Annotated in this window: 20 protein-coding genes; 5 read left to right on the top strand and 15 right to left on the bottom strand. The window is 52.2% G+C overall.

Going from position 1 to position 22,675, the window contains the following annotated elements:
* Positions 1–25 precede the first annotated feature (25 nt).
* The 4 genes from OGV50_RS17285 to OGV50_RS17270 all read right to left on the bottom strand — a co-directional run bounded on the left by OGV50_RS17285 (position 26) and on the right by OGV50_RS17270 (position 4,106).
* A complete protein-coding gene (locus OGV50_RS17285) occupies positions 26–1,402 on the bottom strand; it encodes an NAD-dependent succinate-semialdehyde dehydrogenase (RefSeq protein ID WP_049008987.1) in 1,377 nt (458 codons plus the stop codon).
* A 137-nt stretch (positions 1,403–1,539) separates the two neighbouring features.
* The gene (locus tag OGV50_RS17280; protein WP_049008989.1) at positions 1,540–1,950 is read right to left on the bottom strand and encodes a GFA family protein; all 411 of its coding nucleotides are present in this window, start codon (positions 1,948–1,950) and stop codon (positions 1,540–1,542) included.
* A 98-nt stretch (positions 1,951–2,048) separates the two neighbouring features.
* Positions 2,049–3,083, bottom strand: coding sequence for a LacI family DNA-binding transcriptional regulator (locus OGV50_RS17275; RefSeq protein WP_286488653.1), 1,035 nt, complete (start codon positions 3,081–3,083; stop codon positions 2,049–2,051).
* Positions 3,084–3,314: 231 nt separating this feature from the next.
* The gene (locus OGV50_RS17270; RefSeq protein WP_047463348.1) at positions 3,315–4,106 is read right to left on the bottom strand and encodes a PhzF family phenazine biosynthesis protein; all 792 of its coding nucleotides are present in this window, start codon (positions 4,104–4,106) and stop codon (positions 3,315–3,317) included.
* Positions 4,107–4,355: 249 nt separating this feature from the next.
* Here OGV50_RS17270 and OGV50_RS17265 point away from each other — a divergent pair, with 249 nt between their 5' ends.
* Positions 4,356–5,309, top strand: coding sequence for an NAD-dependent epimerase/dehydratase family protein (locus OGV50_RS17265; protein WP_286488652.1), 954 nt, complete (start codon positions 4,356–4,358; stop codon positions 5,307–5,309).
* A gap of 56 nt (positions 5,310–5,365) precedes the next feature.
* Positions 5,366–6,343: an NAD(P)H-quinone oxidoreductase gene (locus OGV50_RS17260; protein WP_104868580.1), complete on the top strand. Its 978-nt coding sequence runs from the start codon at positions 5,366–5,368 to the stop codon at positions 6,341–6,343.
* Positions 6,344–6,383: 40 nt separating this feature from the next.
* Here the strand turns inward: OGV50_RS17260 and OGV50_RS17255 are convergent, their stop codons facing one another.
* The gene (locus OGV50_RS17255; RefSeq protein WP_104868579.1) at positions 6,384–7,463 is read right to left on the bottom strand and encodes a saccharopine dehydrogenase family protein; all 1,080 of its coding nucleotides are present in this window, start codon (positions 7,461–7,463) and stop codon (positions 6,384–6,386) included.
* A 325-nt stretch (positions 7,464–7,788) separates the two neighbouring features.
* On the opposite strand from OGV50_RS17255, the gene OGV50_RS17250 reads away from it, so the two are divergent.
* Positions 7,789–8,706: a bestrophin family protein gene (locus OGV50_RS17250; protein ID WP_024130281.1), complete on the top strand. Its 918-nt coding sequence runs from the start codon at positions 7,789–7,791 to the stop codon at positions 8,704–8,706.
* A 12-nt stretch (positions 8,707–8,718) separates the two neighbouring features.
* On the opposite strand, the gene moaA is transcribed toward OGV50_RS17250, so the two are convergent.
* The 4 genes from moaA to OGV50_RS17230 form a co-directional block, all read right to left on the bottom strand.
* Positions 8,719–9,705, bottom strand: a complete 987-nt coding sequence (gene moaA, locus OGV50_RS17245) for a GTP 3',8-cyclase MoaA (RefSeq protein WP_286488651.1) — start codon at positions 9,703–9,705, stop codon at positions 8,719–8,721.
* 76 nt (positions 9,706–9,781) lie between these two features.
* Positions 9,782–9,955 (bottom strand): DUF2474 domain-containing protein, encoded by a 174-nt coding sequence (locus tag OGV50_RS17240; RefSeq protein ID WP_072271878.1) that lies wholly within the window; start codon positions 9,953–9,955, stop codon positions 9,782–9,784.
* Positions 9,955–10,965, bottom strand: coding sequence for a cytochrome d ubiquinol oxidase subunit II (cydB, locus tag OGV50_RS17235; RefSeq protein ID WP_047463333.1), 1,011 nt, complete (start codon positions 10,963–10,965; stop codon positions 9,955–9,957). Before cydB ends, OGV50_RS17240 begins: the two co-directional genes overlap by 1 nt.
* 1 nt (position 10,966) lies before the next feature.
* Positions 10,967–12,373, bottom strand: a complete 1,407-nt coding sequence (locus OGV50_RS17230; RefSeq protein ID WP_047463330.1) for a cytochrome ubiquinol oxidase subunit I — start codon at positions 12,371–12,373, stop codon at positions 10,967–10,969.
* 561 nt (positions 12,374–12,934) lie between these two features.
* On the opposite strand from OGV50_RS17230, the gene OGV50_RS17225 reads away from it, so the two are divergent.
* A complete protein-coding gene (locus tag OGV50_RS17225) occupies positions 12,935–15,223 on the top strand; it encodes an FdhF/YdeP family oxidoreductase (RefSeq protein ID WP_214143237.1) in 2,289 nt (762 codons plus the stop codon).
* Positions 15,224–15,424: 201 nt separating this feature from the next.
* A complete protein-coding gene (locus OGV50_RS17220) occupies positions 15,425–16,327 on the top strand; it encodes a LysR family transcriptional regulator (protein WP_024130280.1) in 903 nt (300 codons plus the stop codon).
* 31 nt (positions 16,328–16,358) lie between these two features.
* Here the strand turns inward: OGV50_RS17220 and OGV50_RS17215 are convergent, their stop codons facing one another.
* Genes OGV50_RS17215 through OGV50_RS17190 form a run of 6 tightly spaced genes read right to left on the bottom strand, consistent with a single transcriptional unit; the run spans position 16,359 to position 22,302 of the window.
* The gene (locus tag OGV50_RS17215) at positions 16,359–17,012 is read right to left on the bottom strand and encodes a helix-turn-helix transcriptional regulator (protein ID WP_286463838.1); all 654 of its coding nucleotides are present in this window, start codon (positions 17,010–17,012) and stop codon (positions 16,359–16,361) included.
* 23 nt (positions 17,013–17,035) lie between these two features.
* Entirely contained in the window at positions 17,036–17,554 is a 519-nt protein-coding gene (locus OGV50_RS17210) for a fimbrial protein (protein ID WP_049008900.1), read from the bottom strand.
* A gap of 14 nt (positions 17,555–17,568) precedes the next feature.
* Positions 17,569–18,501, bottom strand: a complete 933-nt coding sequence (locus OGV50_RS17205) for a fimbrial protein (protein ID WP_230010916.1) — start codon at positions 18,499–18,501, stop codon at positions 17,569–17,571.
* A gap of 29 nt (positions 18,502–18,530) precedes the next feature.
* Positions 18,531–21,017: a fimbria/pilus outer membrane usher protein gene (locus OGV50_RS17200; protein WP_286488650.1), complete on the bottom strand. Its 2,487-nt coding sequence runs from the start codon at positions 21,015–21,017 to the stop codon at positions 18,531–18,533.
* A 25-nt stretch (positions 21,018–21,042) separates the two neighbouring features.
* Positions 21,043–21,720 (bottom strand): fimbrial biogenesis chaperone, encoded by a 678-nt coding sequence (locus OGV50_RS17195; protein ID WP_058669258.1) that lies wholly within the window; start codon positions 21,718–21,720, stop codon positions 21,043–21,045.
* A gap of 51 nt (positions 21,721–21,771) precedes the next feature.
* Positions 21,772–22,302 (bottom strand): fimbrial protein, encoded by a 531-nt coding sequence (locus tag OGV50_RS17190; protein WP_024130278.1) that lies wholly within the window; start codon positions 22,300–22,302, stop codon positions 21,772–21,774.
* Between the last annotated feature and the right edge of the window lie 373 nt (positions 22,303–22,675).

Raw genomic sequence — 22,675 nt, 5'->3', positions numbered from 1 at the left:
ACCTGTATCTCAGGTGGCTTTATTATTATTCGATTTCCGTTACCCGGATTAATTTTCGGTTCAGGAATTCCCCCATCCCGATTTCCGATAACTCGCGCCCGAAGCCGGAGTTTTTCACACCGCCAAACGGCAGGCCCGGAGAGTCAGCAAAACAGGAGTTGATGTAAACCATCCCGGAGTCAATATGCGACGCAATGCGCTGCGCGTTTTTCGTATCAGCATCAAAGACGTAACCGCCCAAGCCGTAAGGCGTCGCGTTTGCCAGACGAATCGCCTCTTCTTCGCTGTCGACAACATAAAAAGAGAGTACCGGTCCAAAGGCTTCCTGAGTATAGAGTGGGTTAGCCTCAGTAATATCCGTAATAATGGTCGGTTCAAGATAGAAACCCGGACGGTCGACTCTGTTGCCACCAAAAACAATGTTTGCCCCTGCCGCTTTCGCCTCTTCAATCTGTTTCAGCAGCCCCTGCAACGCACGTTCGCTTACCAGCGGGCCGAGCAGCGTCGACGCATCCTCTGGATCGCCAACGTTGATTGCCGCAAACTTCTCTTTGAGCGCCTCCAGCATGCGTTCGCCACGCTCACGGCCAATCACAATGACGCGCTTAATATTGACGCAACCCTGCCCCGAGTTCCAGGTACGCCCCATCACAACCTGCTCGACAGCATGATCCAGCGGCGCGCCAGGCATAATAATCGCCGGATCGCTACCGCCCAGCTCAAGAATGACCTTCTTCAGATTTCTCCCGGCACGTTCGCCAACGGACGTTCCCGCCCGCTCGCTGCCCGTCAGCGCGACCCCGCGCACCCGGAAGTCGTCAATCAGGCTGGCAATCTGATCGATACTGCAAAACAGGTTGGTGTACGCCCCTTCCGGCGCGCCCGCCTCCTCAAACAACCGTGCGAACGCCAGTGCACACTGCGGGACGTTTTCCGCGTGTTTGAGCATAACGACGTTACCGGCGATGAGCTGCGGCGCCGCCACGCGCACCAGCTGGTAATAAGGGAAGTTCCAGGGTTCGATCGCCAGGATAACCCCGATAGGTTCGGAGAGTAACGTCGCACCTGGCTCGCCTGGAATGGCCTGTGCCGCGAGCAAACGCTCACCGTTGGTGGCATAGTAGTCGAGAATATCCGCGACTAAATCAATTTCCATATAGCCAAAGCGCGTCACTTTACCCATTTCAAGCGTCGGGTAGGTCACATACTCATCGCGTTTCTCACGCAGGATTTTTGCCGCCTTGCCGACAATCGCAGCACGCTCAGCCACAGACCGTAAACGCCAGTCGTCGCGATAAAGCGTGTCGGCTTTTTCCAGAGCGGAAAAGACCTCAGCATCGGTCTGCAACGGGAAAGTTTTGAGTAATTCACCTGTTGCCGGGTTAATACTTTGAAAGCTCATAAAAGGCTCCTGATGATAAATGCATAAGAGAAAATATAGGGGAACGGCGAGCCTGGGCAAACCGCATCATTTTCCCCTGTCCGTTTTATATTTAACGAAAACGTTTTCGCATGGAATTAAAAATAAAGTTATCGTGTTCAGGCAACAGGGGCCTGAACGAACCGTACACAACCCGCGATCGGCGCATACCATTTAACAGCATACCGGGTATAAATTTCGGCCTGCGGGGAAAACTCTCCAGGGTTATCGAGCGTGCCGGCCTTAACCAGTAACATGCCGGGCATATTTGTCGCTTCGGTTACCACTGGCGAGCCGCATTCCCGGCAGAAGTGGCGGTGTGACGGCAGTCCGCTGTCGCCTGTATCGGTAAAGCATGCCGTTACTCCCTGCTGTTCATAATCACTTTTTTCCACCAGAAGGTTAACCGAGAATGCACTTCCGCTCGCTTTCTGACAATGGGTACAATGACAAACCACCACCGAGCGGGGCGGTGTTTTCATTCTGTAGCGGACGGCACCACACAGGCATCCTCCTTCCACCAACGTCATGTTCTTTCTCCTTTGTTAATTTTATCGAAAACGTTTTCGATAATTAAGTAGACAATACCCTGACCGCGTGTGGCCGTCAAGGCAGGGAAATTGGCAGGTTATGCTTTCTGGAAAAATTCACTACCGTGTGAGGAGCGCAGGATCAGCTCGGGCGACCACACCTCCTGTAGTGTTTCGACCGGTTTACCGCTCATGTGCGCCAGAAGTAACTGGACCATTCGCTGGCCCGCTTCCTGGGTTGGCGCGGAAAAGGTGGTTAACGGCGGATTCAGGTAAGGTCCGAGCGGGTGGTTGTCGCAACCAATAATTGCCACATCGGTACCGGGGCGCTTTCCGGTTTCCACAATGGCCTGCATCGCGCCGCTGGCAATCAAATCGTGGCCGCACATGATCGCCGTTGGCGGATTTTTCATCGCCAGCAGCTTTCTGGCACCCGCTAATCCGCCTGTTTCGGACAGCTCCCCGTCAACAATCAGAGCAGGATCAAAAGACAGATTTGCGGCATCCAGCGCCGCCATGTAGCCTGCCCGCAAGTGGTGGCTGAGCATGAGGTAGTCTGGAGTATTGAGAAGCCCGATGCGGCGGTGCCCCAGGCCGATAAAGCGCGCGGTGCCGTTGCGCCCGGCAACAGTGCGGTCAATATCAACGAACGGGAAAGGATTGCCCGTTTCACTTCGTCCGAGAGTGGCAAATGGCACGCTGCGATCCTGCAAAAACTGGATTCTGGCATCCTCTTTACGCGTTCTGCCAAACATCACCGCATCAACACGCTGTTGTTCAACCAGGCGTCTGAAGCTGTCTATCTCCGATTCAATGCTTCTTCCGGTGACAATAACCAACTGATAAGGCGTTTTTTCCAGTTCCTGGTCGATTCCGGCCATTAGATCGAGAAAAAAAGGTTGTGCAAAGTGGGCCTGAGGATACGAAAGCACAAACCCGATGGTTTCCGACGTTCCGCTGCGCAAACGCCGCCCCGCCGGATCGGGCGAGAAGCCCAGTTCAGACGCGGCGACAAGCACGCGTTGCTTCGTGGCTTTACTCACATCCTCCCGGCCATTCAGCGCCTTGGATACCGTAGAGACGGACAACCCGAGGTGCTGTGCCAGTTTTACGATATTGATCCTTTGCTTCATCCCATGCCACCAGAATTGATTGATTTATCGAAAACGATTTCGATTAAATATAACAGATTGGCTTTTTTAAAACTATCAGGATGCCCTGTCCCCACATCATTAATACCGTTCGGACATTAGCAACGTCCCCTCCAGGCACAAAGCAGTCAGTCTAAAGCGCCGTCAGGTCTGCCATAATCGTACAGCAGACCTTATACCTGAAAGCCCATTCCGAACCGCATTCTGGACGTTCTAACGCAACAGTACCTTACCCAGCAGATAAGTTGTTGCCTGTCCGCCGATGTGGACTCGATCCCCCACTCGCTGGCAGCGTAAATCCCCGCCACGTTCGGCGCCCTGGTGCGCCAGCATTTGTGTTTTTTTCAGTTTTTCAGCCCAGTACGGAATTAGCATGCTATGTGCTGAACCTGTAACGGGGTCTTCCGCTACGGCCTCTCCCGGGCAAAAGAAACGGCTGACAAAATCGTATTTCTCTTCGCCGGGTGCGGTTATGCAAACCATTTTTCCCAGAGGGAGCATGGCATTAATGTTCGGGCGTAGCGCTTCTACCTGCCGTTGGTTATCCAGCACGACCATGTAATCACGCGCCACGCGCACTTCTTTGCATTCTGTGATGCCCAACGTTTCCAGCAATAAGGACGGCGGCACGACGGGCTCGGTTTCCCAGGCTGGAAAATCAAGCGTCAACCACTCGCCGCTGCGTGCTACTGTCAATGGGCCAACAAACCGGGTATCAAAATGGATAGTCGCGCCCGGGTAATCAAGATGTTCAAAGATGACGTGCGCGGCAGCAAGTGTGGCATGCCCACACAGATTTATTTCCCCTTGAGTGGTAAACCAGCGCAACTCGAAGCCGTTTTCATTTGGGACAAAAAAAGCCGTTTCTGACTGGTTATGCTGTTTGGACATTTTCAATAATGTCTCATCAGGCAACCACTCGGTGAGCGGACACACGGCTGCGGCATTGCCGCCAAAAGTAGCCGTGCTAAAGGCATCAACCATGTAAAAATCAATTTGTTGCATAGCGCAAACCTCGAATCATTCTTTGAGCCCCCCCACTCTACCATGCCTCGACAACGCGCAATCTCGTATTTTTCATCGTTTGATGTTCGGCTTCGGCGCCATTCCGTTGCTGGCGCTGTATCCCAATACCAGACGACATTTAAACAATGTCGCAACACCCCATTGACCTTCAAGTGAACTTTAAACTTATACTTTGAAAAAGGCCAATGGGCCGGGACACCCGTCTGAAATTGTCGAAGAGGAAGTGAGATGCAAACGATTCTGGGGGCAAGCGGACAGATTGCCCGGGAACTTGCTCGCGAGTTAACGCATTCTTACAGTGCTGAACTGAGGCTTGTAAGCCGTAATCCACAGAAGGTAAATGGCAGCGATAGCCTTATGCCCGCTGATTTACTGGATGCCCGTCAGACACTGGAAGCGGTTAAAGGAAGCCGCATTGTCTATTTTGCGGCGGGTCTGCCGCCGGATGCCGACCTCTGGGAACAGCAGTTTCCGGTAATGCTGCAAAACGCGCTGAACGCGTGTCGGACAGTGGGGGCAAGTTTTGTTTATTTTGACAATACTTATATGTACCCACAGGACAGCAGATTGCAGACCGAGGAAACGCTGTTCCTGCCGTCAGGGCGCAAAGGGCGGGTTCGGGCCCTGATGGCAAACAAAGTGCTGGAGGAGATGCGCCGGGGCGACATCCCTGTGCTTATCGGGCGCGCGCCCGAGTTTTATGGGCCGGGGAAAACCCAGAGTTTTACCAATGCCTTAATTTTAGACAGACTTAAAGCAGGGAAAAAGCCACGCGTGCCATTACGTGACGACACGTTACGTACGCTCATATGGACTCCCGATGCCAGTCGGGCTTTAGCGCGCCTTGGCAACACCCCTGATGCCTTCGGTCAGACGTGGCACCTGCCCTGTTGCGATGAACGGCTCACCTATGCGCAGTTTGTTTCTCTGGCCTGTAACGTGTTCGGGAAAGAAACGTCATGGTCTGTCCTGAGCAAATTCGCCTTGTTCGCCGCCGGTATCTTTTCCAAAGGCCCACGGGAACTCCGGGAGCTCCTGCCCCGCTATCAACATGATAACCTGTTTGATTCATCAAAATTTAAGCGGCGATTCCCGGACTTTCAGATAACAACGTACCGTCAGGGACTGGAAACCCTTTACTGTGAATGGAAAGCGTCGCTCACCGTAAAGAAAGACAAATAAACAACCACGCAGGTGGTATCGCTAATCAACCCCTGACATTAAACAGGTAGAATCAGATGAAACTCATTGAGATAACAGAAGCTGGCGGCCCTGAAGTTCTGAAGGTAAGCCAGGGAAAAATGCCGGAATGTGGCGAGAACGATGTCCTGATCTCAGTTAAAGCGGCCGGCGTGAATCGCCCGGATATTATGCAGAGAGAGGGAAAATATCCCATGCCAGAGGGTGTTACGCCGGTTCCCGGGCTGGAAGTCGCGGGTATCGTACACTCAATCGGGAAAAACGTTGCTCACTTTTCAGTTGGCGATCGCGTCTGTGCGCTCACCAATGGCGGGGGATATGCAGAATTTTGCGCCGTTCCGGCAGGTCAGGTATTGCCTGTCCCACAAAATTTAAGTTTTACAGAAGCAGCAGCGCTTCCGGAAACATTCTTTACGGTATGGGCCAATCTTTTTTCGTTGGGAAAAGTGAGAAAAGAGGATGTTGTTTTGATCCACGGTGGCGCAAGCGGCATAGGGACGACCGCGCTGGCGTTGTGTAATGCCATGAATATTAAAGCGTTCAGCACCGTCGGAAGTGACGATAAAATTCCGTTCCTGCAACAATATGGGGAAATCATTAACTACAAAACCCATGATTTTGAAGAAGAAATCCGCAGCAGAACCGACGGAAAAGGCGTTGATGTTATTCTTGATATTGTCGGCGCCGCTTATTTTAACAAGAACCTTCGCCTTCTTAAAAAGGATGGTCGGCTCGTACTGATTGGATTTATGGGGGGCAGGATGGTTAAGGAATTCGATATCCAGGAACTGATCCTTAAAAGAGCGGTGGTAACCGGTTCAACGATGAGGAGCCGGGACGCTGCTGAAAAGGAAGAAATCGCCCAACAGCTCATACAAAAAGTATGGCCTTTAATCGAAGCCGGAAAGTGTAAACCCGTCATTCACCAGACAGTTAAATTTGAGGATGTCCGTCAGGCACATACATTACTGGATGCCGGAACTCATATCGGTAAAGTTATCCTTACCCTTGAATAAGCGCAAAGGGCGGGAGCATCCCCTGTCCCGCCCTGCACAATTATACAATCCTCAGCGGGCCAGCCCCTGGTAACCGGGTTATCAGATTTGCGCCCATTAACGTTGCCGGCGTGTAGGCCCCTCCTGCAATCCGGTTCATCATCAGGTGCTCAACCACCGCTAACGACCCCATAATGGTCAGGGTATAACCATTCGGTGTACGGATACGGGCAGTTTTTTTGTCGCCACGGGCGTTGATGGCCTCTCCCCACACAAAAGAGGGCGTCTGTTCACGTTTCATTTCTCCGGGACCTTTCACCGTTCGGGATATATAAGCCTTGAGGAGCTTCTGCACCCATGCCAGTCGCAGCAATGGTCTGATGTAGTTTGCTCTCCGGGCCTGGGAAATCATGCGCGTCGAACCCGGCACAAAGACCTGAATGTCTGGAATACCTGTCGTGTAATACGCCGTGGACACGTCCCCCCAGGGGATTGTCATCGCGTCCTTCTCGCCATCGCCGAAGTCAATACGGCGAACTTCATAAGCAAGCGGCACGGTAATGATCTTCCCTCCTCGCCGAATTTTTCCGCCCTGCGCCAGCCCCTCGATCGCCGTTTTCGCCGTACCCGGAGAAAAAACAGAGCGTGAATCGAATCCCAGGTTAAGGCGGATCGCATCCGGCAGGGCCTCCTTCAGGGCGGCCGCCACGCAGTCCGTAGGAATAACGTCAAACCCGACGCCGGGGCACAATACAACACCGGCATCCCGGGCACGGGTATTCAGCAGTTGTGCCGCCTCGAACACGTCTATCTCCCCTGTAATATCAAGATAATGAGTTCGGGTTTGCAGGCAGGCCTCCATCAAAGGCGCCGCAGTGGCGGAGAACGGCCCCGCACAATTTAATACCAGAGCACACCCTTCAAGCTGTCTGAGCAGTTCAGCCGGGTTATCAAGGGCGAAGGCGTGAGCCTCAAGCCCGAGATTGCGAGCCAAAGAGTCTACCGTTTCTTGCCTGCGCCCCGCCAGAACTGGCCTGAATCCTCGCCGTACGGCCTCACGGGCAATCATTTCTCCGGTGTAACCGTTCGCGCCATAGATCATCCAGCGCGGAAATTCTGGATGGGAATGTTGCTCATTCATTGCATTAACCCCTTTAATAAATAAATTGCCCGGCTTACGTCACAGCATAACCTTAAAGTTAACTTCAAGGTCAATATACCCGTCATACTTCACGTTGCATGTACATTGGTTGTGCCATAACGGTGACAGTTCAAATCTGAGCCAGGAGGCATAACGTAATGATTAAATTCACCAGCGAATGATAAAGCCAATACCATTACTTTTATTCCGCCTTATTTTTATTCGCCATTGATTGTCAGACGGCAAGATAACGATTAAAATAGTTTCTATCGCATTCACCCTTCGTTGAATCCTTCTCATTACATCTTCAGAGAAATCGTCAGTCATGATTATCAGACCAGAGCAACATTGGTTTTTTCGATTATTTGATTGGCATGGCTCGGTATTGTCAAAAATAACATTTCGGTTATTTTTAAACCTTGTCATGTCAGCTATCGCAATTATCATTTATCAATGGTATGAGCAATTGGGCATCCACTTAACCGTTGCCCCTTTTAGCCTGCTGGGGATCGCAATCGCTATCTTTCTTGGCTTTCGCAACAGCGCCAGCTACAGCCGTTTCGTTGAGGCACGGGGACTGTGGGGAACCTTACTGATTGCCGAGCGTTCCATCATCCGTCAGTTAAAAAATTTGTTGCCGAATGACGTTGAGCTACATAAAAGAATTTCAGGTTATCTGATTGCCCTTTGCTGGAGCCTGAAACATGAATTACGCAAAACCGACGCCGGATATGATATGTACCGAATTCTGCCCCGACATATTCTTACCCAGGTCATGTTCAGCCCGATGAAAACCAACCGGATATTATTATTGATCGGCGATGAAATGGCGGCACTGCGTGAACAAGGCAAGCTGAGCGATATTACATTTGGCCTCATCGATAATAAAATAGATGAAATCGCCCACGTTATTGGCGGCTGTGAACGAATTGCAAATACCCCGGTACCGTTTGCTTATACATTAATACTCCAGCGAACCGTTTATCTTTTTTGTACCCTTCTTCCTTTTGCGCTGGTTGGCGACCTGCATTACATGACGCCATTCGTGTCCGTTTTTATTTCCTATACCTTTTTATCCTGGGATTCCCTGGCGGAAGAACTTGAAGATCCCTTTGGCACATCGGCTAACGATTTACCGCTCAACGCGATTTGCAACACCATTGAACGCAATCTGAAAGAGATGACCGGGCAACAGCCCCTGCCGGAGCCGCATCAGCCCGATCGCTACTTCAATCTGACCTGAGTCCATTGCCCGCTATCCACCAATGTACGACAGGTTTTGCGTAATGCCGGTGTTCCCCTGATGTAAAAAATGCGTCTGTTTTTTATGCGTCAGCGCATCGGCAATACGCATCTTAAGGACATCCTGCTGCGTATCGTCTTGCAGCACGTCTCGTAAGTCGACCCCGCCATCACCAAAAAGACATAAATGCAGTTTGCCGATGGAAGAGACGCGCAGCCGGTTGCAACTGGCGCAGAACGTTTTTTCATAGGGCATGATCAGGCCAATTTCGCCTGCAAAGTCCGGGTGGCAAAAGACCTGTGCCGGGCCATCACTGCGCTGGCGAATCTGGCGCACCCAGCCGCGTCGCAGCAGTTCATCACGCAGCACCACGCCCGAAATATGATGGCGTTGAAACAGCTCGCTGCCCTCACCCGTTTCCATCAGTTCGATAAAGCGCAACTGAATGCGGCGAGGCTTAATCCAGGCCAGAAACGTGTCCAGTTGATGATGATTCACATCGCGCATCAGGACCGTATTCACTTTGACCTTTTCAAAACCGGCGGCAAACGCCGCATCAATACCGTTCATCACGTTCTGAAATTTATCCTGCCCGGTGATGGCATAAAACTGGCGAGCGTCCAGACTGTCCACGCTGACGTTGATGGCGGTTAATCCGGCCTCACGCCAGCGTGCGACGTCACGCGCCAGGCGATAGCCATTGGTCGTTATCGCAATCTGGCGAATCGCCGCATTTTCACGCACCGCCGCGATAATATCGATAAAGTCGCGGCGTAAGGAGGGTTCCCCGCCGGTAAGACGGACTTTTTCCGTACCCAGCGCGGAGAACGCGCGGATGACGCGGCGAACTTCATCCACCGACAAGAATGACTTGTTGCTCACGCCGCCGGGTTTGTACCCGTCCGGCAGACAGTAGGTACAACGAAAATTGCACACATCGGTAACGGACAGACGTAAATAGGTGAATTTACGCTGCCATGAGTCCATAAGCGGTTGCATAGATAACCTCGGGAGACAACGAACAGGCAGGCCACATCACGCTGATGTGGCCTGAGACAGGAAGTAAGACGTGTTGTTAGTGGGTTTTCATCCCCGCCGCCAGCATCAGCAGCTTAAACCCGGATGCGACGACGGCCAGCGCCATAACGCTTGCCGCCCAGATGATGACCATCCAGCCCACCCTTTTCCACCAGGCGCGTGGGGCGGTATCCGCAGGTTTAGCGTGCTCTGTGTCTGATAGTGAAGCCATTAATGATACCCCTCATCAGGATTAATTTTTCCGCGAAAGACGTAGTAACTCCAGCAGGTGTACATCAGAATCACCGGGATAATCAGTAGCCCGCCCACCAGCATAAAGCCCTGGCTTTGCGGCGGTGACGCGGCCTGCCAGATAGAGATCGACGGCGGAATGATATTGGGCCAGATGCTGATGCCCAGCCCGCTGAATCCCAGGAAAATCAGTCCAAGGGTCAGCATAAACGGCCCATAGCTCGCTTTGCGGTTATAGGCGGAACGCACAATTCCCCAGCAGCAAACCAGCACTAACAGCGGGACAGGCGCAAACCAGATGATCTCTGGCAGGCTGAACCAGCGTTGAGCAATCGCCGGATGCGTCAACGGCGTCCACAGGCTGATAATGACGATGATCGCCAGCAGCAGCAGCGTCAGGATAATCGCCTTCTCCGACATGCTTCGGTGCAGCGGGCCTTCCGTTTTCATGATAAGCCAGGTGCAGCCCAGTAACGCATAGGCCACCACCAGCCCCACGCCGCAGAACAGCGGGAAAGGCGCCAGCCAGTCCATCGTCGAGCCGCTGAACGCCCGTCCGGTTACCTGCAAGCCGTTAACCAGCGTTCCCACGGCGACGCCCTGGCTGAAGGTTGCCAGCACAGAACCGCCGATAAAGGCTTTATCCCAAAGCGGACGGTGTTCCGGCGTCGCTTTAAAGCGAAATTCAAACGCCACGCCCCGGAAAATCAGCCCCAGCAGCATGGCGGTTAGCGGCACACTGAGCGCATCGACAATCACCGCATAAGCTAACGGAAACGCGCCATATAACGCCGCGCCGCCCAGCACCATCCAGGTTTCATTGCCATCCCAGACGGGAGCCACGGTATTCATCATCATGTCGCGCTCTTTCTCGTTCTTATTGAACGGAAAAAGAATGCCGATCCCCAGATCAAAGCCGTCCATCACGATGTACATCAACGTTGCGAAAACAATGATGACGAACCAGATTATTGACAGGTCGATGCCCATTTTATTCTCCCCTGCGTGTGTTCATGGGTTCGCTCACCGCCGATAACGGACGCGCTGGCGTACCCCCCTGAGCGATATCATGCGCATGCTCGCGCACTGGCCCCTTTTTGATCAGCCGCACCAGGTAGAGGTAGCCCACCCCAAAGACGGACGAATAGACGAGGATGAACGCCAGCAGGCTGACGGACATGTGCATGTCGCCGTGTGCGGAAACAGCATCACGCGTGCGCTGCAAACCATAGACCACCCACGGCTGGCGGCCAATCTCGGTGGTAAACCAGCCCGCCAGAATAGCGATTAACCCCGATGGCCCCATGCAGAATACGAACCACAGGAAAGGACGACACTGATACAACCGGCCACGCCAGCGCAGCCACGCGCTCGCCACCCCGGTCAGGATCATCAGCATCCCCAGCCCCGCCATTATCCTGAACGACCAGAAAATGATGGTTGAGTTCGGGCGATCCTCTTTCGGGAACGACTTCAGCGCGGGCACTTGTTTGTCGAGGCTGTGCGTCAGAATCAGGCTTCCCAGATAAGGGATTTCAAGGCTGTACTTCGTTTTTTCCGCATCCATATCCGGCACGCCAAACAGAACCAACGGCGTGGCTTCGCCTGGCGGGTTTTCCCAGTGCCCTTCAATCGCCGCAATTTTCGCCGGCTGATGTTCCAGCGTATTGAGACCGTGCGCATCGCCAATCACCGCCTGAACCGGTGCGACAAACAGCGCCATCCACAACGCCATCGAAAACATCTTTCTGATCGCGGGCGTGTCGTTTCCTTTCAGCAAATGCCAGGCTGCCGAGGCGCCGACGAAGAACGCGCTCGCCAGAAACGCCGCCGTGGACATATGCAATAAACGGTACGGGAACGACGGGTTAAAGACGATGGCCATCCAGTCCACCGGCACGACAACGCCGTTCTCAATCGCGTAACCCTGCGGCGTTTGCATCCAGCTATTGGAAGAGAGGATCCAGAACGTTGAAAACAAGGTTCCCAGCGCAACCATACAGGTCGCGAAGAAATGCAGTCCCGGCCCGACGCGCTTCCAGCCGAACAGCATCACGCCCAGAAAGCCCGCTTCAAGGAAGAATGCCGTCAGAACTTCATACGTCAGCAACGGACCGGTGATACTTCCGGCAAATTGTGAAAAGCCGCTCCAGTTAGTCCCGAACTGGTAAGCCATGACCAGGCCTGAGACCACCCCCATCCCAAAATTGACGGCAAAGATCTTTGACCAAAAGTGATAAAGGTCGCGATACGTTTCATTTTTGGTTTTGAGCCATAGCCCTTCAAGGACGGCGAGAAAACTTGCCAGGCCAATTGTTATTGCGGGAAAAAGAATGTGAAAAGATACGGTAAAGGCAAATTGTATCCTCGCAAGGTGAAAAGCATCTATTCCAAACATAATTCCCCCCACGGAGTCGACATTGACTGATTTATTTTGTACAACGCTTTCATTTCCAGCCTTTTTCTTTGATTAATAGCGATTTTCTGAATATTTCAGAGCAGGTGAATCTAATAATTTTCGGCGTGTTTAATTAGTCTCAAACAATTATTCAAAAAGTTCAAATAGGTTAAATTTAATAAGTGATAGATAACATTTATTATGATAATGATAAAATCCTGTTATAATTTCTTTAAATCGACAGCGCAGACGCCGCATAATCCGGGCAAACCCCGCGAATTAACTGGGTTCCACCATCTGTTATATAAATTTTTATATAACGAATAATAAAAGATGTTGCTGTTATCTCCCGGGTAGAGACAACTGTTTGTATTTATTAACCATCACCATTACCCATTTTTTAAATAAGGTTAATGGCTTTTCAAATGGATATTTGTCCGGCTGGCTTTTATTTATATAACGCGCAGCCGCTAAACGTAATTGTTAAATACACTGGAATAACCCTACCTGTTATGTAGCTATTTCAGGATGCCAATGTGACCAGAATAGTCAGGAGTTCATATGAATAAGAAAAGACGTTCAGTTCCCGGAGTCAGACACTATGACGGTCCTGCTGGCGGCTGGGGCGCGTTAAAAGCAACGGCCATTGCCGTTCGTACACAAATGGACGCGCTTGAAGCACCCGTTACCCTGTTACGCACAAATCAGCCAGACGGCTTTGACTGCCCAGGATGCGCATGGCCGGATAAAGAACATAAATCAACGTTTCAGTTTTGCGAAAACGGTGCGAAGGCCGTCACGTGGGAAGCAACAAGCAAGCGTGTCACACCGGCGTTTCTGGCCAAAAATACCGTCAGCGCGCTGCTGAAGAAAACAGATTTCGAACTTGAAGGGTATGGTCGCCTGACTCATCCGCTGGCCTATCACAAAGAAAGCGACACATTTCGCCCTGTCGAATGGGAACAGGCCTTTGCCCGCATCGGCGAAGTGCTTCGCGGTCTCTCCCCTGAACAGGTGGAATTTTACACGTCCGGTCGCGCCTCCAACGAAGCGGCATATCTGTTCCAGCTTTTTGCGCGCGAATACGGCAGCAACAATTTTCCCGACTGTTCCAATATGTGCCACGAAGCCACCAGCGTAGGTCTGCCGCGCTCAATTGGCATCGGTAAAGGAACCGTATCGCTGGATGATTTTGAAAAGACGGAACTGGTGATCGCTATCGGCCATAACCCAGGGACAAACCATCCCCGTATGATGGGGACGCTGCACGAGCTTGCACGCCGCGACGTGCCGATTATCGTCTTTAACCCGCTGCGTGAAAGAGCGCTGGAACGCTTTGCCGACCCGCAGAGCATCATCGAAATGGCGACCTACAGCTCAACCGACATTGCCTCAACCTATTTCCAGGTCAGGGCTGGCGGTGATGCCGCCGCGCTGAAAGGCATTGCCAAACATGTGTTGCAGCTGGAAGCCGAGCGTGGCGATGTTCTGGATCGCGAGTTTATCGCCGCCCATACGCTGGGCTTTGACGATTTTGCCGCAGATATTGCCGCAACCTCCTGGGAATCCATTGAGCGCGAATCAGGTTTAAACCGTGAGCAACTGGAAAAAGTCGCGGAAGCCTACGCCAGGTCCAACGCCACCATCATCACCTACGGCATGGGCATTACCCAGCATAACAAAGGGACGGCGAACGTGCGTCTGATTGCCGACCTGCTGTTAATGCGCGGCAATATTGGCAAACCCGGCGCAGGTATTTGCCCGCTTCGCGGACACTCCAACGTTCAGGGGAACCGCACCGTCGGCATTACCGAGAAACCGGCGCCAGAATTCCTCGAACGGTTGAGCGACGTTTTCGGGTTTGTTCCCCCGTCGAAACACGGACACGACGCCGTACAGGCGACGCAGGCCATGATCGACGGGCGCGCCAGGGCGCTGATCTGCCTGGGCGGTAACTTTGCCGTGGCAATGCCCGATCACGAACAGGGGTTCCCGGCTATGAACGGGCTGGACTTGAGCGTCCACATCGGCACCAAACTGAACCGAACGCATCTGCTGGTCGGGAAAGAGACGTTCATCTTCCCCTGCCTCGGACGCACCGAACTGGATATTCAGCGCACCGGCAGACAATCCATCACCGTAGAAGATTCTATGTCGATGGTGCATGCCTCCTCCGGCAAACTGAAACCGGCGTCGCCGTTATTGCGTTCGGAACCAGCCATTATTGCCGGAATGGCGAAAGCCACGCTGAAAAACAGCAAAATCGGCTGGATGGAGCTGGTTGCTGATTACGATCTCATCCGCGAACTGATTGAACAAACCATTCCCGGTTTCGACAATTACAACGATCGTATCCGGGTGCCTGGCGGTTTCCGTATGCCGCTGCCGCCGACCGAACGCGTCTGGCCGACATCGACGGGCAAAGCTATGTTCTCCGTATTCCACGGCGTTAACGAGAACGTGACCGGCGAAGGTGAAAATACGCTGCGTCTGATTACCCTGCGAAGTCACGATCAGTACAACACCACCATTTACGCGATGGACGATCGTTATCGCGGCGTATTTGGCCGTCGTGACATTATCTTTATGAACGAAGGCGATATGGAGCAGTTAGGGCTTGAACATGGCGATCGCGTCGATATCCGAACGGCCCTGCCTGACAGCGATCTCTGCCTGGAAGATATCACCGTCGTGGCCTACAGCATTGCGGCAGGTTCTGTCGGCGCCTATTATCCTGAGGCCAATGTTCTGGTTCCGCTCAATTATATTGATAAAGAGAGCGGTACGCCTTCTTATAAATCCGTACCGGTAAATATCACCTTGCGTTCAAAAGAAATTCGCGCGCTGTAAAATTCGCCCCTTATTCATGGCGTTCTGCTGAATAAGGGGATTTATTTTTCAGCCACTGACGCGCAGCAACGGTATTGCCACGCCGCAATTCGATTACAAAATTTATACATTTATGCAATAATGTGAGCCCATGTCGTAGCGCAAACGGCTGCCGGAGCCTCTTCTTTGCCCCCAACAGACCGTCTGCCGAAGAGATGAATGATGGACATAAAACAACTCAAATATTTAATCGCGCTGGATCAGACCCGTCACTTTGGTAAGGCCGCATCGCAGTGTAATATCACGCAACCCACCCTCTCCATGCGCATTCGCAATCTGGAGGAGGAACTTGGTCTGGTGCTTATCGTTCGCGGGCAACGCTTTGAAGGCTTTACCCCGGAAGGCGAACGTATTCTGGCATGGGCAAAATCCCTGCTGGCCGCGCACGATGGCTTACAGGCCGAGGCCGCGCTCTGCAAAGGACAGGTTGTCGGCGTGCTCCGTCTGGGTATGGTGCCGCTCGCCAGCGTCGATCCTATGCTGTTTATTCGCGAATTAACCCCCAAATACCCGGAACTGCAATTTAGTCTCTATTCCATGACCTCGGAGCAAATTGCCGAAGGCGTAAACAGCAACCAGCTGGAGCTGGGAATATGTTATCTGAATAACATTGATGTCAGTCCGTTTGATGTTATCCCGTTAGCGAAAACCCGGATGGGTCTGCTGCACGACACGCGCCATTTCAAAATAGAAAATGAGAGCCTCTCCTGGAACGATCTCATTAATTTCCCGCTGGGTTTTCTGACCAAAGGTATGCATTACAGAGAGCACATGGATATGAGTTTTAAATCAGCCGGAATCTCGCCTAAGCATATTTTCGAAAGCGATTCGACATTCCAGATTATTCAGGCCGTACAGCGTGGCATATGTTGCGCCATTATGCCGCTCAATAATGGGCTGGAGAATTTAAACAGTAATTTCCATATTACGCCGGTCGTCAATTCCAACATTGAAGCCCCTGTCGGCCTGATCATGCGTAAGCAAGCGCCGGTTTCCTCGCTCGCGCTGCGCTGCTTTACGGACGCGCGCGACATCTACGCCGCCCACAACCCACAGCATTCGTAATACCCGCAATCCGCGCCTTTGCGTGGATTGCTTACACAAGCCATCCATCGTCATCATTGCAGGATTCGCACATGCCGTTTCTGTGCCGGTTTTTTTCCTTTACGGCATTTAAAAACAGTAATAATTCACGATCGGTTCTTAAGCGGAATTTCGTCATTAACGCGTTTCGATGCGCCAGCACCGTTTTCTGACCGATCGCCATTTTGTAGGCAATCTGCTTTGACGTCATCCCCGCATAAAGAAAGGCAGCGAGCTGGTTTTGTTGCCCGGTAAACGTCTTATGCGGGCAATGCCCGCAGTGGTGTACGGCATGGGGCGTTTTTGCCTGCTGTAAAGAAAACCAATGCTGCTTAATCACTTTACTGATCTTACTGACGTTCGCATTGAGCGGAATAAACACGATGTTTTCTATACAGGAGGGAATTTCTCCTCGCGCGGGAATATGTTTTTTATCCACCAGGCCAATCATCAGGCGTGGCGCACGAAATCGCATTTCAGCATGACAAATATACTGTTCACCGGGGTGCAGCATCAGAATTAAGATATCGGCACAGGCGGCGTTTGCGTAGTCATAGTCGTTAAAGGTGAGCGTGGTCCGATTCAGGTTCGGTGGAAATATTTCGCACAATAACGCGCGCAATCCGTATTGATAAAAACGATCCTGACATCTGATGACAATATTCATGTATACGCGGCTCCGGGTAATAATTACTGATAGCTCAATGAAACCGTCACAACCGAATCAATGGTTCCCGGTGAGACCTGCCCTTGTTCACTGTAGAGCCGGGCGCGTAAATTCCAGGTGTAACGCTGTGCGACAATTTCACTGGTCAGAACCTGACCGTCGCCCAGCGGTCGACCGTCCGCCGCCTGCAACTGTATCGCGACAGGGGTAGCGGTACCCAGATTGCGATACATATCATCGCGATGCATGTCATCAGCGTTGCCGTTAAACTGAATCATCACGCCGGTTGTGCCTTCCGGGCAATGTTCAATGCTGAAATCAAAACTGACCCACGGCGTCGTTGACCCTGCGGTATACATTGATGAAGCCGTTACCGGACTCCCTGCCGTTAAATCAACGGTTTTAGTGATGCTGTCGCTGCTCACCTGACACGGCGCGGCTTTCACATTCCCTTTGATGTTTAATGCGATCGGATCGCCCTGACCCCATACCTGACCAGTAAGCAGCATCAGGGCCAGCAGCCAGCGTTTTCTTCCAGGCATACTTTTTCCTTGGGTTATTGGTAGGTAATATTCAACGTGGCGGTGGCATTCGCGCTGCCCGGCTTCACCTGGCTTTTCGTCTGGTAATAACGCGCCACCAGCGGAAATGTCTCCTGCCCGCCTGCGGATTTTTTCAATACGATGCGGTTATTCAGTTGCAGCGGCACATCGTTATAAACTATCTGGACTCCCACGCCGCCTGCCGTTTCGGGGCTACCCTGCCCGGTCAGCGCCAGAACGCTGGTGTCAGCCGGCGCGTCAGGGTTTTGCGTTCCCGCCAGTTCAACATTGATATTCGCCCCCGGATCGCAGTTCAGCCCCAGATTTTGCGTATCGCTGTGCGACAGCACGGCTCCGGGCTGGCCGCTGAACTCGGCGGCATTAATATCACCGAGCTGAAAATTAAGAATCTGGCTGGAAAACGAACATGCGAGCGCCGTCACCTGGGTATCGGCGCCCATTGAAATCTGCATAAAATAATGATCCGGCGTACCAAACCATCCCTGTGCAACCACTCCCGGCGTCAAATATCCCGATTGGATCGTTGCTGTTTTAATCAGCATCACGTCATAGTTACCGAGGTTATAGATATAGCTGGCGCCATTTGACGGCAGCACAAAATCCCCTGCGGGAATGGATAGCCTGATTCCCACCCCCTTCAGATTGGTGTTGTAAACATGATTTATCGGCGAAGGCGTCGCTGACAGGTAATTGATCGCATAAGCGCCGTTGCAATAGACGGCACCGCCAGGCGCCGTGACCAACAGTTTGGCATACCCGGAGACCCTGGCGCGGGCGATTTCTGCCCCTACCGGCGCATCTCGCTGCACGACAATATTCCCCATTGAGACGGTATTAAATAATGTCGTATTCACGGTACAGTCATCGGCAACGCTGAACCCTGAAAAAAGCATCAGTAAACTGAATAAGAGATAAGTTCGTTTCATTGTCAGATTCTCACGAGAGGTCAGCCCACTTAGCGGCAAAGAGAGCCGGTCACGCTAACGCCGCTGTAGTTCTCTGCTGCGGTTAATGAATAATTTGCCGTGCAGCGCTGCTCGCCGTCACGTCCCCAGACCACATTCAGCGTCCCTTCCGGCGGCATGCCGCTTAAATAGACCTGCCCCTCGTCACCAACAATAAATTGTTGTTCTTGCGCGCCTTTTAATGTCACCATCGCCCCAAATGGCACCGTCGAACCGTGGGGTCTGGTCAACGTCAACAGCACGCGCAGCCCAACATTAGCGACATAGTCCGCCCTCACGACCGCGCCACGGGTTGGCACAACGGTTTTGTTGGTGAGCGCCAGTTCAACATCGTCCGCAACGGATGCCGTATCCAGGCCGATATCATTTTTGCGATACGGTGAAACATTGGCGGAAACGGTGTAGCCACGAAAATCAGTTCGTACGCCGCTCTGATTTTTAATCCCGACCCCCGATGCGCCAGGCGCGCCAATCAGCACGTTGGTTTCCCCCAGAGGCTGAGAGAACGTTACGCCATCGGCATATGCCAGCACGCCCCCTGCGAGAGCGTAATTCACGCGCTGCGAGTGGCGATCGTAACGATACCCCCCGCTAACATCGGCGTAAGTACCCTTATAATCCGCGCTCAGACTACCGGTATACCCCACGTCATCCGTGCCGTAACCTTGCTGAATATTCCAGTTCAGCGCGTTACCAGCCAGCGCCGTTCCACTCAGCCCTGCGCTATGAGTCGCGCCCTTCCCGCTGCTGGCATTCATGCCATAACTGGCCCAGGTATTGCTCATAAAGCGATCCAGCGGAATGCTGATATTCAGCGCCAGCTGTTGGTCTTTATCATAACGATCGCCGCTGCCGTTTTTACTCAGCGTCCAGGCGACGCTATAGCTCACGCCGTTCCAGGCATTGTGATACCCCACGCTCCACGACTGCATCGGTTTTCCGGTATGCCAGTAGTCCTCCTGTACCGCGCTTAACGCCAACGATCCGCCGCCTGCGCCCAGGGACTGGTTGACGTTGGCTTCCATACGGTTACGTCGTTTCGTTATCTGCCCGGAACTACCGCCATACGTATCGAAAGTGTCCTGCATACCGTAGTAACCGCGCGTTGAATATCGGTAACCCGCAATCGAAAAGTTTGTTCCTGTCGCGACGCTATTTTTGCTATAGCGCACACGCCAGGATTGCCCCTGAGTCTTGCTGCCATCAGCGGGTTGCGCCCATGACTGGATTACGTCGGCAGAAAGCGCGCCAATCGTTCCCAGATTTTTACCGACGCCGGACGCTATCGCCCGATAGTTACGGGAAGTCTGGACGCCGCCATAAAGCGTGAAACCGCCCGGCAAACCATAAATCGCGGTTCCCTGGCCGAAATCAGTTTGTTCCACACGACTGTCGCTGGAGCGATAGCGCCCGCCGGTTAACGCATATTTGAACCGGCCTTCACGCTGTAACACCGGTAATGATGCGAACGGGACGGTGAAGTGCTGCTCACTGCCATCCGCCTCTTTAACCGTGACCTCCAGATCGCCGGCGCCTCCCGTGGGGAACATGTCGGTAATATCAAACGCGCCAGGGGCCACGTAACTTTGGTAGATTTGGTAGCCATTTTGCCGGATGACGATCTGCGCATTGGTGCGAGCAATACCGCGCACCACGGGCGCATACCCCTTCAGCGAATCGGGCAGCATGTCGTCATCTGACGCAAGCTGACCGCCACGAAACGGTATACTGTCAAAAACATCCGCAGGAGAGGCGCTGTCTCCTAGCACCAGTTGCGCTTTCAGCGGGACGATATTGCGCTGGACATAGGTATAAATCGAATCCCAGTCCTCATCGCCCTGACCGCTGCGCCGCCAGGTGGTGTAATTGCGCAAACGCCACGGGCCGATATTTATTCCGGGGCGCAAATTAGCGTACTGGCTATTACTGTTATCACCGCTCAGACTGTAGTTAAGCATCGCGGCGGTAATGCCCTCATCCCAGAGTTCCGGCGCGACATCCCCCCGCGCTCTGGCAGATAACGCCGCCTGCGGAATACTTAACAACAGCTTTTGCGTCGAAAACTGGAACTCACTTGAAGCCTGTGGAATAGCGGACAGATCGGCGCAATCCCCTTTGCCCTGCACACCCGGATACTGCGCGATGTTAACGCCATAGCGTTGCAACATTTCCCCCGACAGGCAGGGCTCAAGCGCATCCTCACCAGAAGGCGTTGGTGTTTTATTGAATGCGATATCCTGCGTGTCCAGAAACTGCCCGTTGAGGATAATATCGACATGGTAAGTGCCCTGCGCCTGCCCCCCCATTTCAAAACCAGAAAGATCGATATTCTCGCTACCGGATGATATATGCTCCAGTAGCGCCGGATTAAAGTAATCCCGACCCAGAACCTCATTCAGCACGCTGAATATTCCCAGGGAGATAAACAATACAAGCCTGGCCGGATACGGATTAATTATATATTTGGCTATCATCATTAACGTAATTCCGACCCGTCGCTACTTAAACAGAACCGCTGTACTCCTCGCTGATTCCACCGTAATCATTAATAATCCTGAATTTCACGCTTCCGCCATTTCCGCCCGAAGGCAGTGCAAAACGGGCGGTACTCCCCGGCGCCACAAACGTTACATTGTCAACTTTCTTACCGGATACGGTAATTTCATTGAAATTAACGTAATAAGGCGTGGGGTTATTTACCTGAATAAATGCCCCGCTCCGGCTCCAGCTTAACTTTCCGAGCTGCGCTTCAGGCGTTGACTTGCTTAGCAACGCAGGCCGATAAATCAGTTTTATTCGTGTTTTAACCGCAATCTGTAACGTATTATCTTTACGTTGGGCCGACGGTATCGATTTAATATTCAGCCAAAACAGGGACTCTTTATCCTCAGGCAGATTTCCCGCCCGAATAATACGCATTACGTTTTGCTGCCCGTTATCAAGCCGGTAAAGCGGCGGTGTAATAATAAAAGGAGCTTTGCCCTTACCGTCATTTTGCGTTTCGATCCACGACTGAATTAAATACGGAATATTATCGGGATTACTGACGCTTAATGACGCTTCTTTTTTACCGCCATCGTAAATAACCCGTGTTCCGCCAATGGAAACGCCAGCATTCACACTGGAAACGCCGGTAACAAACAGCGCCAACGCGGTGGCGCAAACACGTAATACTCTCATGGTAAACCTCTGAGAGGGCCGGTTATCGACCCCCCAAACAACATATGCTCGTCAGTTATAGTTAACGGTGAAGTTCGCTACGGCGTTCACGACGCCCGGCACAACAGGCACGCTGGTGGCGACATAGGCGGCGTAGAAATCCAGTTGGTTGTCAACCATATCTAACAGTGAATAGGAATAGCCATTGATCTGATTAAGGCCTAAAGGCGCTCTGTCTGCCGTCATCAGTCGAATGGCCACCCCGCTTGCCGAACCGGGATCTGCGGAAAGCGCTAACAGATCGGTATTACCCGAATGATTAACGCCATCAAATTTCACCCGCGCGGACGTGACGGAAGAGGGGCAGTTAATCAGACGCAAGGTAAATTTGGTCGTTGACGCTTCATCCCCTGCGTTGGTAAACGCTGTTTTATAGACACTTCCCATATCAACGGTCATCGTATTATTGGCGCCAATATCTACGGTACAGGCGGTATCAAGAACCTGCCCCACAAATTTGACCGTGCCGTCATACGCTATCGCATGTGATATTGACAAAATGGCCGCAGCGGAAAGCGCCATTGCTATCATATTTTTTTTCATCATCGCTATCCTTAACACCTGTTTATTTATCGCGTTACGACATAATGTCCATACATTTTCTGCTCTGGAAATGGGCTGCCGGGAAACGCTTATTTTTGGCTATCATCGTAAAGACAAGGAGATAAATAACATGCGATTTCCCCTTCAGCATTCCGGGCCGCATCACGTCAGCGGTTTGAATCCTGAATCAGGGCGCGATGTCAATTAAGTTCTCCTTAATTTAAATTTTCATATAAATGCACATATTTGCTCAAGTGATTTTTTGGTGTAATTTTACACCTTGTTCTGGATTCACTTATTTTTAGTCTGTCACCATAATTATTAGCTCAAGCAAAACGTTACGCTATTACAGAGACTATTATATGGGAGGACA

This window comes from Citrobacter sp. CK180, from assembly GCF_030333655.1.
Lineage (GTDB): Bacteria > Pseudomonadota > Gammaproteobacteria > Enterobacterales > Enterobacteriaceae > Citrobacter_B > Citrobacter_B koseri.
Note: the sequence above shows the minus strand (reverse complement) of the source record. Positions and strands in the feature narration are given on the sequence as shown.